The organism is Rhodoferax sp. GW821-FHT02C08 (assembly GCF_059421805.1).
In genome coordinates this window covers 35,404-49,661 of the sequence record NZ_JBWKVR010000025.1, presented here as the reverse complement: position 1 = coordinate 49,661, position 14,258 = coordinate 35,404, and the positions used below count along the sequence as shown (strand labels likewise).

The following is a 14,258-nucleotide window of genomic DNA, read 5'->3' as shown; positions in this document are numbered from 1 at the left end:
TCACGCCGCTGCGCCAGTGCTCAAGGCACGGGCGAACTTCGTGTCGACCAGGTCGGTTATGACCTGGTTGAGGTTGGTGCAAGGTTTGACCAGCTGTTCTTCGAGAAGAATCGGCGAGGCGGCTTGCAGGGCCTTGACGTGTTCAGACGAGGGAGTTGGATTGCTCAGGTCGGTGCGCAGTTTCAGCTGCAGAAGCGCAACCTCGAGGCTGACCTTGGCTTCTTCCGACAGGATACGCGCGGCCTCGGTCGTATTGGTCAGCGTCCATTTGCGTGCTTTTTCGTAGGCACTGATCACGCGCTGCACTTCGGCCGGATGGTTTGCCAGAAAATCTTCGCGTACATTCAGAAAGCCATAGGTATTGAAGGCTACGTTGCGGTAGATGAGCCGTGAGCCGGCGTCGAGCTCGCTTGCGGCCATCAGCGGGTCGAGCCCGGCCCAGGCGTCTACTCGGCCCTGTTCAAGAGCTGTGCGCCCATCAGCATGTTGCAGGCTGACATGCTCGATGTCGCTGCGGCGCAACTTCACAGTTTGCAGTGCGCGTAGCAGAAATAGGTAGGGATCAGTTCCCTTTGTTGCCGCAATCTTCTTGCCTTTCAGGTCAGCCAAGGTGCGGATGTTGGAGTCTCTCCGGACTACCAGTGCCGTCCATTCAGGTCGGGAAAAAATATAAGGGGTTCGGATGGGGTTGCCGTTCGCACGGGCGAGCACTGCTGCCAGCCCAGCGCTGGAGCCAATATCGATGCTGTTGGCATTTAGATACTCCAGGGCTCGGTTGCTGCCAGCACTCAGAACCCACTTGACGTCGATACCATCTTTCTTGAATTCCTGTTCTAGCCAGCCGAAGCGCCGCAATACCAGGCTGGTAGGGGAGTAGTAGGCATAGTCGAGCCGAACTTCCTTGAGTGTGTCAGCTGCGCGCGCTATAACAGGCAGCGCAAAGGTCGTAGCGCCTGCAACGGCGCCGTGGAGGACTGAACGGCGTTTCATCAAAATTTCCTACGTGCAAGATTGCAAAGGTGCGATGCTAGCGACGTAGCTGTGCGGCGACAAATTAGAAAAACGTGTTTGTTTATGCGGATGGCGGTAATGAAAAGTAGCCAGCCATGGATGGAGCAGTGACTATGCTGTGGTGTCTATGAGTCTGGCGCAGCGGCCCATTCCATTCTTATGGGGCTTGTGGGTTATGGCGTTCGATGTCGTGCATCGACGTTTTGGCCGGGAATGGCTGCCAGCAGCTCGCGGGTGTAGGCATGTTGCGGGGCTGCAAAAACTGCGTCAGCAGGCCCCACCTCTACCAACTGCCCACGCTACATGACCCCGACCTGGTCGCACATATGCCGCACTACAGCCAGGTTGTGGCTGATCAGCAAGTAGGTCAGCCCGAATTCTTCTTGCAGGTCGCGCATCAGGTTCAGCACCTGGGCCTGCACCGACACGTCTAGCGAAGACGTGGGTTCGTCGCAGACGATGAATGCGGGCCGGCTGGCCAGGGCCCGGGCGATGGCGATACGCTGGCGTTGCCCGCCTGAAAACTGGTACGGGTAGCGCCTGCCGTCGTCCGGCGACATACGTACGCGGCGCAGCGCGTCGGCCACGCGTTCCTCGGTTTCCGCGCGGCTGTGGGTCAGGCCCAGAACCTCCAGGGGTTCTGCAATCAGGCTGTCCACGCGCCAGCGCGGGTTGAGGCTGGCATACGGGTCCTGGAAGATCATTTGAAAGCGCTCGCGCAACTGCACTGCACCTCGAGCGTCGGCCCATCGGTCTATGCCGTCGATCAACACGCGTCCTGCGGTCGGCGGCGTCAGGCCGGCAATGATGCGCGCCATGGTGGATTTGCCCGAGCCCGATTCGCCGACCAGCCCGAAGCTGCTGCCGCCGGGTATATCGAAGCTGACGTCCTGCCCCGCGTGCAGCACCTTTTTCGGCTGCCCTGCCAGGGCGCACAGCAGCCAGCCGGCTGACCGAAAGTCCAGGGTGGTGCAGAGTGTGTGAGCGAGGACGCGCGGGGAGCCTAAAGAGGCAAACACAACCGCGTGCAACGCGTGCTCACAGGATGACGGGATTATGGGTACGGCATCGGGTGCCGACCAAATGCTCGACAACCATGGCAGGTTTCAGGAACGCCCAGCGATGAACGCTGGCAAGGCCACAGGGAGTTGTACTACGAGGAAACCACAGTGCCGTCACCTCGTGGGGCGATGGCGATTCCGGTTCAAGGACCGGGGGGCAGGTAACGTCAGTGATGCCTTGAGGTTCGCGAAGGAGCAGGCCGGGATGGCCCTCGGGAATCTGTAGTGGACGCCGATCCGCGAAGATGCGGTGGTGCGCTCCAAGGCAGTTTATCTGGCCCTGGGCGTGCTGCCCGACGGCAGCCGAGACATCTTGGGCATCTGGATAGAGAACACCGAAGGTGCCAAGTTCTGGATGAAAGTCTTCAACGAGCTCAAGACGCGCGGGGTGCACGACATCCTGATTGCCGTCACCGATGGCCTCAAGGGCATGCCCGAGGCGTTGGGGGTGGTGTTTCCTGCTACGACACTGCAAGCCTGCATCGTGCACCTGATCCGTAACAGCCTGGACTTCGCCAGTTGGAAGGACCGCAAGGCACTTGCTGCGGCGATCAAACCGATCTACACGGCAGTGAGTTCCGAGGCGGCCGGGAGCGAACTGCACGCGTTTGAGGCTGAACTCCGGGGCCAGAAGTTCCCGACCGTCGTGGGGGCCTGGCGCAGGGCCTGGGACAAGGTCATCCCGTTCTTCGCCTTTCCGCCCGAGGTGCGGCGATTGATCTACACGACCAACGCCATTGAGAGTGTGAATGCGAGGTTGCGCAAGATCATCAAGACGCGTGGACACTTCCCTAGCCACGATGCGGCCACCAAGTTGATCTGGCTAGCGCTGCGCAACATCACCGAGGACTGGGGACGGGCGGCCAACAACTGGAAATCAGCAATGAACCAATTCGCGATCCTCCACGAGGACCGGTTCACAAAATTGGGCACCTAAAATCCCCAACCAGTTTCACGAATCGGCAAAGGTTCAACGAGCCTTACACACGGAAATTCGGACACGCCCGGCTAGCTAAGCCATCTATTCCGAGCTAGCCAGTAAAAGCGCTCACTAAGCTCGACTGAACCGATGTCCAAGTTTCAATCGTCTATTAAGCTTAACTTGTCCCGCCAGAACCCTTCAGGGACAGGTTCTGCCATGCCTGCCTCGGTGTTCTCTGCCATATGAGCAGCATTGCTGCTGCCTGGAATAACGCAAGTAACTGCCGCATGGCTTAGGACGAACTTGAGCAGAATCTGCGACCAACTGGTGCAGCCGATTTCGCCGGCCCAGCCCGGCAGAGCCTTTTTCCGGAGACGCAGCAGCAGGTCACCACCACCGAACGGCATATTGACTAAAACAGCTACACCGCGCTCGGAAGCCAGCGGCAACAGACGCTGGGCGGCGCCCCGGTCATCAATCGAATAATTGATCTGTAAAAAATCAAGCTTCTCAGTGCGCAGAATAGCCTCGACCTCGTCGTAGGCTGATGACGTGTAATGGGTAATCCCCAGATATCGCACACGACCAGCGTCTTTCCAAGCGCGCAGAGTCGGCAAATGGGTGCGGTAATCGACAAGGTTGTGCACCTGCATCAAATCGACGGATGCCACCCGCAGCCTTCGCATCGACTCCTCCATTTGGCGTATACCCGCTTCACGTCCGTTCGTCCAGACCTTGGTGGCAATGAACGCGCCATATGGTGGTTTGTGCGCTTGAAGGAGTTTGCCGATCGCAGCCTCGGATTTACCATACATGGGGGAACTGTCGACAACTTTGCCGCCATCTGTAAATAGTGCATCCAGCACCCCTGGCAGCTTGCCAAACCCCGGGCTGCCTGGGGCATGGTCAAAACCCAGCCATGTACCGCAACCGATGACCGGAATGGCTTCGCCGGTCGAGGCAATGAAGCGGGTCTTCATTGTGGTGCTTGCCATGCTGGCGTATTAGTTTGTTGCCCGTAAAAACCAGACCATGCAAGCACCAGTCCGGCAAGAACAATCAGCCCCGCAGCCAACGCACAAACTGCCTGCCAGCTGCCGATGGACCAAGCCCAACCGCCCGCAAGAGCACCCGATGCACCGCCTGTAAAGGTAGTAACCATGTAGATACTATTCAGGCGGCCATGGATAGTGTCACCCAGTCCAAAAATGCGGGTCTGGTTAGCAACTTGACCGCTCTGGACCCCAAAGTCCAGCAGGTTGACTGCCAGTACCAGCGCAGTCACCGATGTCCCCCCCCTGAAAGAAGCAAAGGCCACAGACAGGGCCATCGCCAGCAAGGACACTGTGTTCACGCGGCTCGGCCCCCAGCGGTCGGAGAGGCGTCCTGCTATCGGCGCGAGCAATGCGCCAGGTGCACCCCAAAGCCCAAATAGACCCGCCGCTGCCGGCCCCATGCCGAAGGCAGTACTGGCGAGGTGGAATGCGAGCGTGGCCCAGATCGCCGAGAACGCCGCAAAAAGGCAGAAACTCAGCGCCATCGACAGACGCAGTGGGTTGTGCCTAAGCAGAGGCAAAAGGGAATGCTGCAACTCGGCATAACTGCTAATAGCCGTTTTGGCCGGACGGCTCGGGAGAAAGCTTGGCAAAACGAAGGACAAAGCCAATACTATGGCAGCCTGGAGCAGGTACGGGGCACGCCAGGTTCCGGCAACTTCTGCTACAGCGCCGGAAACAGTACGTGACAACAGAATTCCGAGGACCAGTCCTGTTGTTAGCGCACTCACGATGCGCCCCCTGTGCAGGGGCGTCCCCAAAGTCGTCGCCAGCGGAATCAGCACTTGCGCCACGATCGAAGTCGACGCAATCAGCAGGCTGGCCAGCAACAAAACATAGATGCCCGGAGCAAACGCACCGCTTGTTAGGCCGCATGCGGAAAGCAACAGCAACCGGCGTACTAGCTTCTTCGGATCGGCTATATCGGCGAGCGGCACTACCAGCAGGATACCCAGCGTATAGCCAACTTGTGTGATGACCGCCACCAGAGCCGCCATCTGTGCTGGGACACCGAAAGCTGTAGCCATTTCTGCCAGCAACGGTTGGCACAGGTAAATATTGGCCACCATGACACCGCAGGCCAGGGCCATCATGGCTATCGTGCCACGGCGTGCGCCGTTCAAAGGGATAGACGTGAACATAACGATGCCTTTCAAACTGGTGTCGTGGTGTCCATTGCATCGAACGTCTCGCGCGCTACTTGCAATGCGCTCAACGATGCTGGTAAGCCTGCAGCCATGCCCACCTGCATCTGCACTTCAGTGGTTTCAGCGCGGGTTGCACCATGGCGCAATGCGGCGGAAATGTGCATGCGAACTGCGCCGGAGCCTGTCCCGTCCAATGCGGCGCTGGACACATTGATACAGAGCTCGCGGTTTTTTAGATCCAGGACACGACGGTTGTAGACATGTTCAAACTCCGTTTTAACAATGCGGTGGCCAAAGCCGGGGGCCGTGGCGTCCACCGAATCGATAAAAGCCTGAGGCGGTGAGTCGAATGCGGCTTCGAAGGTTATGCAGCTTTGTTCAAAGAACGTGTCTGACGTCGGTTTTGATGTAGTCGCAATAGTCATAAGAAATCTATATTTGCACATTTAAGTGCAATAGTAGACCAGTGAGTGCAATTTTGTCAAACGCTGACTTCGAATGTTTATAGCTGGTGCGATAGCCGCCGACCGCAATGCGCTTTAGTACGGAGATAAAGCGCATGAGCCGATCTGTACAGGGCGGAGCAAGAGTAGACTTGGCAGTGCAAAAACGCCGAATAATTGACCAGGCTCCCTTAATCATGCAATCTATTTCTTCGTTTCCTTCTTTGTTCGACTCAGTTTTGACCCTTCCAGCAGTGGTTGCTAAACGGGACCTGATACTGGCTGCAGCCAGCCGGGTGTTCATCGAGCAAGGCTTCGAAGGGACCACCATGGCTTTGGTAGCAAAGGCGGCCGGCGTGGCACGCCGCACGCTGTACAACCAGTTCCCTGACGGTAAGGAATCCTTGTTTAGCGCCGTTGCCGAGCGCATGTGGCGCGCGTTTCCGGTCATGGATATTGCCACTGACGAGGATGCACTGTCTGATCCTGAGGCCGGATTGCGACGTATCGGATATGGTGTGGCAGCCTTCTGGGCACCGCCTCTTGCGGTTGCATTTCTTCGCATGGTGATTGCCGAAGGTCCCCGCTTTCCCGATCTGACACGTCGATTTTTTGAAGTAGGCAAAACACCTGCTGTCAGCGCGGTGCGGAACTACATCGCTGAACTCGGTCGACGCGGAACATTGAACGTGATAAATCCGGCTCTCGCATCTGCCCAGTTTCTCGGAATGATCGATGAATCGGTCTTGTGGGTTCGGGTGATGGGAAGCGAAAAAAAGCTGACGAAGGCGCAAATCAACGACGTTGTAGAGCAGGCGGTGACCATTTTCCTCGGGCATTACGGTCAAGCAGAGGGCAAGCTTCGAACGAGCAGTCAAAGTACTAATAGCCCTAAGGCCAAATAATCAACATCAATTGCTGGTAATTCTTGTTTCGGTTTTGAGGGGCTTGCGCCAACGTCTTTTGAGGAGCCTTCATGACTTTCCAGTTGCGTAACATGAAATGTTTCCCCTAAGCGGTAGGATGCAAAGAGTGATTAACGCGGCAATAATGAGTGCCATTCGAAGCTGGTCGCTGCGACTGCAGTTCGCAGGAATACATTGTGGACTCATGCCTTCGCAGATGTCGCAAGGATGGATCGATATCGTTGCCGATTATTTCAACGATCCCAAGATCTCGGCTGTGCATGCTCAGCACCAGTTAGCAGATGTTTTGTCGCAAAAATGATCAGAGCGGTATGGGGGCACTGTAGTTACCATCAATTCAAAATAGCGGCATTCAATTACGCTGATCGCTCAAGCTATCAGCGCACCCGCAAACGAGTAGATCGTTCCGAGCTGCGTCCTTGCAAAGTGTGCGGATTCCTGTTCTAAAGGAGGTACCGCTCCCGGCTCATTCCTTGAGAAATGCCTGGCAATTCACGCAGCATGACCTATGTTGATGCCACCCAAGTGATTGAAGCACATTCAGTCGATGGGTCATGTCGGGGCGAATGCTATGTCAGGAAATCGCAATTCGAAGCGAATCAATCCTGGTATTGGGCATAACACCTCGGCCGTGCCGCCGTGCAGGATCATGATGGCCTTGACAATTGCGAGGCCCAGTCCATTGGACTCGGTGTCGTGCCTGCGCGCTGTGTCGCCACGGTAGAAGCGGTCGAAGAAGCGCCCAAGGTGTTCGGGGGATACGAGTCCGCCATCGTTTTCGACGGCGATCGTCGCACCAGTGGGGCCTTGGGTCCCTCTCAGCCGCACTGTCGTGCCTTTCGTGGCATGTCGCACAGCATTGAGCACCAAATTGTTTATGGCTCGCTGGCACAGTGCAGGTTCGGCATGCACGACCCCTTCGGCCACGATCTCGAAGCGCAGCCCATTTTCATCGGCGGGCCCTTCAAAGTAGTCGGCGATTTTCTGCAAGGTGTCGCTTAGCGAAATCTCATTACGCTCGATGCTTAACGCAGCATGGTCGGCCTGCGCGAGGAACAGAATATTCTCAGCGATTGAGCGCAACCGGTTCAACTCTTCGAGATTCGATTCGAGCGTCTCGCGGTATTCATCGGCCGGGCGCAGCAAACGAAGCGCCACCTGGGTCTGGCCGATCAATGCGCCGATGGGCGTTCGAATTTCATGCGCGAGGTCTGCCGAAAACTGCGACAGGCGCTCATAACCGAATGCAATGCGGTCAAGCATCGCATTGACGGCCTCCACCATCTGCCGCACTTCGTGCGGCAGCCTCCGCGCGTCAAGGCGTGCTGCAAGATTGATCGGACCGATCTGCTCCGTCTTTGTTGCGAGTTCGCGCAAGGGCCGCAGACCGTGGCGCATCACGGTGTAGGCGAGCAGCGTTGCAGCGAGCATTGCAACTGCGCTCGCTAGGAAGATACGGTCGCGCAACGCGGTGATCATCTCCATTTCATTGAGAAACGGGTGCCCCGCGACAATCTCAATTGGCTCGCCATCTTCACCAGAGCGGGCAATGGCTGCCACCCAGTGCATCGGTATGCCGGCATGCGTCTGCGTCAATACGTCGTCCAACGTCAGCGGACGGTTGATCGCCGCCGTCGCAAGCTCTGGCACTGGCACCCGCTCAGGGTTGACCTGAATAAACGGGACTGCGCTAGGCCGGCGGAGTAGCAACACATCGCGCTCTGCGCCAAGCATTGTCTCGGATAACACTGGCCGATCGCGCAGACCGGTTACCGTGTAGCTGTCACCGACCAACCGGCGGAAGTGCTCTACACGGCCGATCAGTAGCAGGTCCTGATACCGGTTCATTGACATCCGTGCCGTCTGATAGAAGTACATTCCCAGCGAGGCGGTAACCAGGCAGGCGACGAGGGCGAGCAACAGGGTCGCCCGCGTGGCAAGCGAGTTTGTCGAGTTACGGGTCACGATCTTCATGTGCCATCGCCAAAGCTGTAGCCGATGCTACGCACGGTATGAATCAGCTTCTTGTCGAAGGGCTGGTCGATCTTTGCGCGCAGCCGCTTGACTGCTACATCGACGACGTTGGTATCGCTGTCGAAATTCATGTCCCATACTTCCGAGGCGATCTGCGTACGAGATAGCGCTTCGCCCTCCCGCCTGATTAAGAGATGCAGCAGTAGGAACTCTTTGTTGGTCAACATAATTTCGACGCCTCCACGTGTGACCTTACGTCGCAAGACGTCGAGCCTCAGGTCAGCACATTCGAACACCTCAGCCTCACGCACCACGCCGCGGCGCAGCAACGTGCGGATGCGCAAGACCAGTTCGGTGAACGAGAAGGGTTTGACAAGATAGTCATCGGCACCGAGCTCAAGGCCGTGAATTCGGTCATGCAACTGGTCGCGGGCACTGAGAAAGAGGACCGGCAGGTCGCGTCGCTCACGCAGTGCCCCCATAATCTGCCAGCCATCAATGCCCGGCAACATCACGTCGAGCACCACCAGCTCGTAGGTATTCTCTAACGCTATATGCAGCCCATCGGTTCCGGTGCGTGCGAGGTCTACGGCATAGCCGCACTCTGTCAAGCCCTTCTTCAGGTAGTCACCCGTCTTCGGGTCGTCTTCAATCACCAGGATGGTCATGCGTCGAAATTTTCTCCGAAAACCTCGGCTGTATTAATGACATTTTTGTAATCAATACGTCACTCATAGGAGCTTGAGCTTGCATAGACTTGCGCTGTCTTCCACTATTGAAAGCTTCAGATGCGTAAACTAGACGGGCTCCTCAACACCTTGATGATACCGGCGCTACTTGCCAGCGCCTTGGTAATCAGCGCTACGGCTACCATGGCACAAGAGGTACCGCCCATCGGGGTGCGCGGCGCGATCACTGCAGTCGATGGCGACGCAATGAAAATCCACACCATCCGCGGCGAAGATGTGACTGTAAGCCTGACAAAAAGCACCCAAATCCGTGGTGTAACGCTCGCCAATATCAGCGAAGTCGTGCCCGGCAGCTACATCGGTTCCGCAGCAACCCCCCAGCCGGACGGCTCCCTCAAGGCGCTGGAGATTCACGTCTTTCCGCCTGACATGCGTGGCACCGGTGAAGGTCATCGCGCATGGGATCTCGGCAAAAACGGCACCATGACTAATGGCACCATTGGCGATCTCGTTGTAAGCAATGGCCGAACTATCATCGTCAAGTACAAGAGTGGCGAGAAGAAGATCGTGATACCGGAGGACGTGCCTATCGTTAAACTCGAATTCGGCGACCGTTCACTACTTGTGCCGGGCACAAAGGTCGTGCTGCTCGCAAAGAAGGACGCGGGTGCGAATTTGAGCGCACTCTTTATCTCCGCAGGTAAAAACGGCGTTACGCCGCCAATGTAATGCATATACACCCGTTTGCGGTTCGTATTGCGCACTGGACCAACGCCCTTGCTTTGGCGTGTATGGCGATGAGCGGCTGGGGCATTTACAACGCCTCGCCAATCTTCCGGTTCAGCATCCCAGCCTGGGCAACGCTGGGAGGGTGGCTCGGCGGCTCGGTTGCCTGGCACTTCACGGCGATGTGGTTACTTGTTGTCAACGGCCTGTTCTACGTGGTTTACGGTTGCGTCAGTGGGCACTTCAAGCGACATTTTCTGTCGCTGCGGGGGCGCGAAATCGCCCGTGATGCGCTACTCGCATTGCGTGGGCGTTTACCTCATCAGCCTGGCATCTACAACGCGGTTCAACGGTTGCTCTATGTGGTTGTCCTGTTACTGGGTGTACTTGTCGTCGCCTCGGGCCTCGCGATCTGGAAGCCGGTGCAGTTCGCTGCGCTCGCCGAGCTATTCGGGGGGTTCGACACGGCGCGCTCGATACACTTCATTGCGATGGCGGGCATCGTTGGCTTCGTCGTCATTCACCTCGCATTGGTCGCTATCGTGCCACGAACCTTACTGCCCATGGTGACCGGGCGTTCACATCGCGCAGCAATCAGCTCATGAGTTCAAACCGAAAACTTCCGCGCCCGGTGCTCGCTGATCACGCCAGGCAGTTCGTAGACTTGGAGCGTCGGCTGATGCTGCGTTCATCCCTCTCTATCGGCGCACTAACGATGCTTTCGGGTTGCAATCTGCAGGACGGTGATCGGGTCGATCGCGTCCTGTGGGCGATGTCGCGTTGGAATGATCGCACGCAGGGGTGGCTCTTCAACCCAAAACGCCTTGCACCAACCTATGCGGCCAGCCAGATTACGAAGCCGTATCCGTTCAACGCGTTCTATCCGGAGTTCGATGCGCCTGAAATTGAGCTCTCGACTTATCGGCTTGAAGTCTCCGGCCTAGTCTCTGACAAACGATCTTGGACGGTCGAACGCCTGCGCCAATTGCCACAAGCGGCGCAAATCACTCGCCACATCTGTATCGAAGGCTGGAGTGCAATTGGCGAATGGCGGGGCGTACCGTTCCGCACATTTTTGGAGCGCATAGGAGCAGACACAACGGCGCGTTACGTTGGCTTTAAGTGCGCCGACCGCTACTACTCGAGCTTAGACATGGCAACCGCGTTGCACCCACAAACGCTGTTGGCACTCGATTTCGGCGATGCGCCGTTGCCTACCCAATATGGCTTTCCCTTGAAGCTGCGCGTGCCGACCAAGCTCGGCTTCAAGAATCCAAAGCACATTGCAGCCATCTTCGTAAGCAACACCAACCCTGGTGGCTATTGGGAGGATCAGGGCTACAACTGGTACAGCGGCCTGTGACACTAATTAAGACAATGGCGATGCGCGCTGACTTTGAATGTTCCTCCTAATGACTCGCGCTAAAGCGAAGGAGCAACGAAAGCTTTGTCTATCCATGCGAGTGGCGCGAGGTCTTCGAGGGGGAGGGCATACGGTCCAATGGTTTCGGCGTTCGAAATCAGATGGAACGGGCGTCGCTGATGCATTGGCAAGACATGTCCGTCGAACTTCGTTGATCGGCATGTTGTTCGACGTTGACCGTATAGCTGCAATCTACTCCGATTGATCGAATGGCGACAAATGTTGATCGAAAATCAACGAAATTGCTTTTCGTTGGTTGAGATAATTGCCCACTATTATGGACAGCATAAACGTTGGCATGACCACTCCCCTTTTTCTTGCAAGGTCATCACTCTCAGTTGTGTGGCCAGCCGTTGTCCCAGTCTCGACCCGATTGAGGACAACTGCAATTGTCCGCATAAATAACCTTCGCGCTATGCGCCCGCCTATGATGGCCATTGCGCCTACGCAGTATCCGAAGGCCGTAAGAGCGGAGGCATTCCGGAGTTATGGCAGGTCGTCGGAGGGCATTTGTATCTGCTTTGCTCTAAGTCGGCATTTGATAAGTGGACATCGGAGTTCGACACACGGTTGGTGCGGGCAAATGAGAACTGGTTGAAGCTGGAAACATTACCAGCTGCCCGTCCTAACCCAGCGCCATCGCCGACACATGCGTCGGCACCTGCCACGCCCTAGCGGAAAAATCTGACGCTTGGCCCTACAGTGATACAGGCGATGCTATGGCAGTAGGCAAAGGTTGGGGCTATGGCTGAATATCATCCTGGATCTCGGCGGATCATCTAAGGGGATGCACCCGCCAAACAAGCTAATGCTGCCCGCGTTATTGTCCTTTTTTATGACGCACCGAAAATCACATCGAGCACTTGCAGCTCGTCATCTGACAGGGATGTAAACAGCATGGTCATGGGGGCGATGTTGGCAAGTAGCGGTTTGCCCTCTGTTCGATTCAGACCGGGCATTCGTAACTCAAGCGCCTCTGAAGTGCTCAAGCACCATTTGTCTTGCCCAACCAAACCGATAAATCCATCAGCGCATCCTTCAGTGCGTTGAAACGCGGCCTGCCAAGGTGCTCCATCCACTCCATTTCAACGACTTCAACACAGTTACGCATGAGTTTCAGCATGGATGCGCCGCGCTCGGTCATATGCACAACGGCGGACGCAGCGGTTGGCCCGGCGTGACGCTTTATGTAGTCACGTCTTTCCAGCTCGACTAGAACGTAATTCATGGCTTGGCGGGACATGTTGCACCGCCTGGCCAGCTCTATGGGACGTTGTCCATGCGGCCCTGGATACATGAATACAGATAGCTCAGTTGCAGACACATCAAAACCTTGCTCGTTGACCGTTTTCAGCATACGCAGCACCACATGTTCGCGAGGAATCCGCAGCAATGCGCCTATGAGTGGTTTCCCAATATGGGGAGTTTGGGAGGCAGGAGCTTTTTTGATGGAGTTGGCCATTTGGTAAAAATTCTGTACACTCAATCTGTAAAATAATTTTACATAGGAGTGTGTCATGGAAACGAACGCAACGCCAGGCGACCGCAATGTGGTCAATGTGGGGCAACTTGAAATCCGCTACTTACAAGGGGCAACCAATGCCAGTCGCATGGGGTGTTTTGAGCTGACGGTTCCACCTGGTTCCAACGTTCCCCTGCCTCATAGCCACGCAGCAAGCGAGGAACTGATCGTCGTATTGGAAGGGACCTTGCGCTTTACTGTGGGAAACGAGACACGCGACTTGCAGCCGGGCCAAAGCATGTCGACACCACCGGGTGAAACACATGGATTTAGCAACCCCCATGCGGTGATCGCAAGAGCCCTGGTTGTCAATACACCCGACATCGGCATTGGATACTTCCAAGATATGGCCGCAATCATCAACGCAGGCGGGCCACCGGACAAAGCCAAGTTGCTCAGCACGATGCAGCAATACGGCTTGGTACCCGCTGTGCCTCGTTCCTAGTCAGGCTGCCAAAAACGGATAGATCAAATTCACCAGCACGCACAGAAAGGACGCACCATGACAATTTTGCTCACCAGTGAAATACAAGGGCAAACACAGCAAAGCTACGACGACATGATTGATATGCTGAGAGAGCCTTTGAAGCAGGCAGATGGGTTCGTTATGCACACGGCTCATCCCATTGAGGGTGGATGGCGCATCATGGAAATATGGAAATCAAAAGACCAGCTGGATCGATTCTTTGCGAAGTATGTCGCACCCAATATTCCTTCGGGCGTCCAGCCAAAGATTGAGGTGAAATCTCTCCACAGTCTTGTAACACCCGAAATGGGATGAGCGTAATCTGAATGAAATTCCGTCCAGAGGAGTCCGCAGAATGCGGGACACCTGTATGGCTCGTCACCCGTCGCACAATTGGCGTGCTTCCGGTTTACAGTTGAATTTGCATGCACCATGCATGCGGATCGTGGAATTGGGCATTCAGATAGCAGCCACTCGTGAGGACTCCTTGCGCTGCTAAAACTTCCCTGCCTACGGCCGCTTCAGGCGGCGGATTCAACCGGTCAATGCAACACATTCGCGGAACATCTCAGCGGGCGTAGAAAGCCGAGCGTCTTGCACGGCCTCTCATTCAATTGTCTCGCAATCGCGTTGAGTTGTAGCTGTGAGTAGCCCGAGATATCGATGCCCTTTGGCATGTATTGCCTGAGCAGCCCATTGGTGTTCTCGTTACTGCCGCGTTGCCAGGGACTGTGAGGATCACAGAAGTAGACCTGGATATCGGTGGCCATCGTGAATTGCTTGTGACCGTGCATCTCCAGGCCCTTTTTTAGCAGTTCATTGGCCTTGTTCAAGAGGTCCTGCTCAAGCCGCAGCTGCTGGACTTCGCGGCACAGGACCTCAACCTGGCGCT

General features: G+C 56.2%; 15 protein-coding genes and 2 pseudogenes. 7 read left to right on the top strand and 10 right to left on the bottom strand.

What is annotated here, in order from left to right; translation table 11 throughout:
• The 3 genes from AC07VY_RS22580 to AC07VY_RS22570 form a co-directional block, all read right to left on the bottom strand.
• A complete protein-coding gene (locus tag AC07VY_RS22580) occupies positions 1-990 on the bottom strand; it encodes an aliphatic sulfonate ABC transporter substrate-binding protein (RefSeq protein WP_495099453.1) in 990 nt (329 codons plus the stop codon).
• 194 nt (positions 991-1,184) lie between these two features.
• A complete protein-coding gene (locus AC07VY_RS22575; RefSeq protein WP_495074250.1) occupies positions 1,185-1,292 on the bottom strand; it encodes a hypothetical protein in 108 nt (35 codons plus the stop codon).
• A gap of 18 nt (positions 1,293-1,310) precedes the next feature.
• Entirely contained in the window at positions 1,311-2,030 is a 720-nt protein-coding gene (locus AC07VY_RS22570) for an ATP-binding cassette domain-containing protein (protein ID WP_495099452.1), read from the bottom strand.
• 277 nt (positions 2,031-2,307) lie between these two features.
• Here AC07VY_RS22570 and AC07VY_RS22565 point away from each other — a divergent pair.
• Positions 2,308-3,009 (top strand): annotated as a pseudogene (locus AC07VY_RS22565) (IS256 family transposase); the annotation flags it as partial.
• A gap of 143 nt (positions 3,010-3,152) precedes the next feature.
• Here AC07VY_RS22565 and AC07VY_RS22560 read toward each other — a convergent pair.
• From AC07VY_RS22560 to AC07VY_RS22550, 3 genes are read right to left on the bottom strand one after another with little or no spacing between them, the layout of a single operon-like run.
• Positions 3,153-3,989: an aldo/keto reductase gene (locus AC07VY_RS22560; RefSeq protein WP_495099451.1), complete on the bottom strand. Its 837-nt coding sequence runs from the start codon at positions 3,987-3,989 to the stop codon at positions 3,153-3,155.
• Positions 3,971-5,191: an MFS transporter gene (locus AC07VY_RS22555; protein ID WP_495099450.1), complete on the bottom strand. Its 1,221-nt coding sequence runs from the start codon at positions 5,189-5,191 to the stop codon at positions 3,971-3,973. Before AC07VY_RS22555 ends, AC07VY_RS22560 begins: the two co-directional genes overlap by 19 nt.
• A gap of 11 nt (positions 5,192-5,202) precedes the next feature.
• Positions 5,203-5,622, bottom strand: a complete 420-nt coding sequence (locus AC07VY_RS22550; RefSeq protein WP_495099449.1) for a carboxymuconolactone decarboxylase family protein — start codon at positions 5,620-5,622, stop codon at positions 5,203-5,205.
• A gap of 215 nt (positions 5,623-5,837) precedes the next feature.
• On the opposite strand from AC07VY_RS22550, the gene AC07VY_RS22545 reads away from it, so the two are divergent.
• Positions 5,838-6,545 carry a TetR/AcrR family transcriptional regulator gene (locus AC07VY_RS22545; protein ID WP_495099448.1) on the top strand — a complete coding sequence of 236 codons (708 nt, stop codon included), beginning with the start codon at positions 5,838-5,840 and terminating at the stop codon, positions 6,543-6,545.
• Between the two features lie 573 nt (positions 6,546-7,118).
• Here the strand turns inward: AC07VY_RS22545 and AC07VY_RS22540 are convergent.
• Entirely contained in the window at positions 7,119-8,540 is a 1,422-nt protein-coding gene (locus tag AC07VY_RS22540; RefSeq protein WP_495099447.1) for a heavy metal sensor histidine kinase, read from the bottom strand.
• Positions 8,537-9,208 carry a heavy metal response regulator transcription factor gene (locus AC07VY_RS22535; protein ID WP_495074244.1) on the bottom strand — a complete coding sequence of 224 codons (672 nt, stop codon included), beginning with the start codon at positions 9,206-9,208 and terminating at the stop codon, positions 8,537-8,539. The genes AC07VY_RS22540 and AC07VY_RS22535 overlap by 4 nt, the downstream gene beginning before the upstream one ends.
• Before the next feature lie 120 nt (positions 9,209-9,328).
• Here AC07VY_RS22535 and AC07VY_RS22530 point away from each other — a divergent pair, with 120 nt between their 5' ends.
• The 3 genes from AC07VY_RS22530 to AC07VY_RS22520 are packed head-to-tail and all read left to right on the top strand — an operon-like array spanning position 9,329 to position 11,318.
• Positions 9,329-9,958 carry a hypothetical protein gene (locus AC07VY_RS22530; RefSeq protein WP_495074243.1) on the top strand — a complete coding sequence of 210 codons (630 nt, stop codon included), beginning with the start codon at positions 9,329-9,331 and terminating at the stop codon, positions 9,956-9,958.
• The gene (locus tag AC07VY_RS22525; RefSeq protein WP_495074242.1) at positions 9,958-10,560 is read left to right on the top strand and encodes a cytochrome b/b6 domain-containing protein; all 603 of its coding nucleotides are present in this window, start codon (positions 9,958-9,960) and stop codon (positions 10,558-10,560) included. Before AC07VY_RS22530 ends, AC07VY_RS22525 begins: the two co-directional genes overlap by 1 nt.
• Entirely contained in the window at positions 10,557-11,318 is a 762-nt protein-coding gene (locus AC07VY_RS22520) for a molybdopterin-dependent oxidoreductase (protein WP_495074241.1), read from the top strand. Before AC07VY_RS22525 ends, AC07VY_RS22520 begins: the two co-directional genes overlap by 4 nt.
• Before the next feature lie 1,045 nt (positions 11,319-12,363).
• Here the strand turns inward: AC07VY_RS22520 and AC07VY_RS22515 are convergent.
• A complete protein-coding gene (locus tag AC07VY_RS22515) occupies positions 12,364-12,840 on the bottom strand; it encodes a MarR family winged helix-turn-helix transcriptional regulator (protein WP_495074240.1) in 477 nt (158 codons plus the stop codon).
• Positions 12,841-12,895: 55 nt separating this feature from the next.
• On the opposite strand from AC07VY_RS22515, the gene AC07VY_RS22510 reads away from it, so the two are divergent.
• Entirely contained in the window at positions 12,896-13,345 is a 450-nt protein-coding gene (locus tag AC07VY_RS22510) for a cupin domain-containing protein (protein WP_495074239.1), read from the top strand.
• A gap of 57 nt (positions 13,346-13,402) precedes the next feature.
• Complete coding sequence (locus AC07VY_RS22505; protein WP_495074238.1) at positions 13,403-13,681, top strand: hypothetical protein; 279 nt, start codon at positions 13,403-13,405, stop codon at positions 13,679-13,681.
• A gap of 219 nt (positions 13,682-13,900) precedes the next feature.
• Here the strand turns inward: AC07VY_RS22505 and AC07VY_RS22500 are convergent.
• Positions 13,901-14,163 (bottom strand): annotated as a pseudogene (locus AC07VY_RS22500) (IS30 family transposase); the annotation flags it as partial.
• Positions 14,164-14,258: the final 95 nt, after the last annotated feature.

Bases quoted from the DNA above. Each gene is read 5' to 3' on its own strand.
- AC07VY_RS22555 (WP_495099450.1), bottom strand. From the start codon at position 5,191: ATGTTCACGTCTATCCCTTTGAACGGCGCACGCCGTGGCACGATAGCC.
- AC07VY_RS22525 (WP_495074242.1), top strand. From the start codon at position 9,958: ATGCATATACACCCGTTTGCGGTTCGTATTGCGCACTGGACCAACGCC.
- AC07VY_RS22550 (WP_495099449.1), bottom strand. From the start codon at position 5,622: ATGACTATTGCGACTACATCAAAACCGACGTCAGACACGTTCTTTGAA.
- AC07VY_RS22505 (WP_495074238.1), top strand. From the start codon at position 13,403: ATGACAATTTTGCTCACCAGTGAAATACAAGGGCAAACACAGCAAAGC.
- AC07VY_RS22520 (WP_495074241.1), top strand. From the start codon at position 10,557: ATGAGTTCAAACCGAAAACTTCCGCGCCCGGTGCTCGCTGATCACGCC.
- AC07VY_RS22560 (WP_495099451.1), bottom strand. From the start codon at position 3,989: ATGGCAAGCACCACAATGAAGACCCGCTTCATTGCCTCGACCGGCGAA.
- AC07VY_RS22515 (WP_495074240.1), bottom strand. From the start codon at position 12,840: ATGGCCAACTCCATCAAAAAAGCTCCTGCCTCCCAAACTCCCCATATT.
- AC07VY_RS22530 (WP_495074243.1), top strand. From the start codon at position 9,329: ATGCGTAAACTAGACGGGCTCCTCAACACCTTGATGATACCGGCGCTA.
- AC07VY_RS22540 (WP_495099447.1), bottom strand. From the start codon at position 8,540: ATGAAGATCGTGACCCGTAACTCGACAAACTCGCTTGCCACGCGGGCG.
- AC07VY_RS22545 (WP_495099448.1), top strand. From the start codon at position 5,838: ATGCAATCTATTTCTTCGTTTCCTTCTTTGTTCGACTCAGTTTTGACC.
- AC07VY_RS22535 (WP_495074244.1), bottom strand. From the start codon at position 9,208: ATGACCATCCTGGTGATTGAAGACGACCCGAAGACGGGTGACTACCTG.
- AC07VY_RS22580 (WP_495099453.1), bottom strand. From the start codon at position 990: ATGAAACGCCGTTCAGTCCTCCACGGCGCCGTTGCAGGCGCTACGACC.
- AC07VY_RS22510 (WP_495074239.1), top strand. From the start codon at position 12,896: ATGGAAACGAACGCAACGCCAGGCGACCGCAATGTGGTCAATGTGGGG.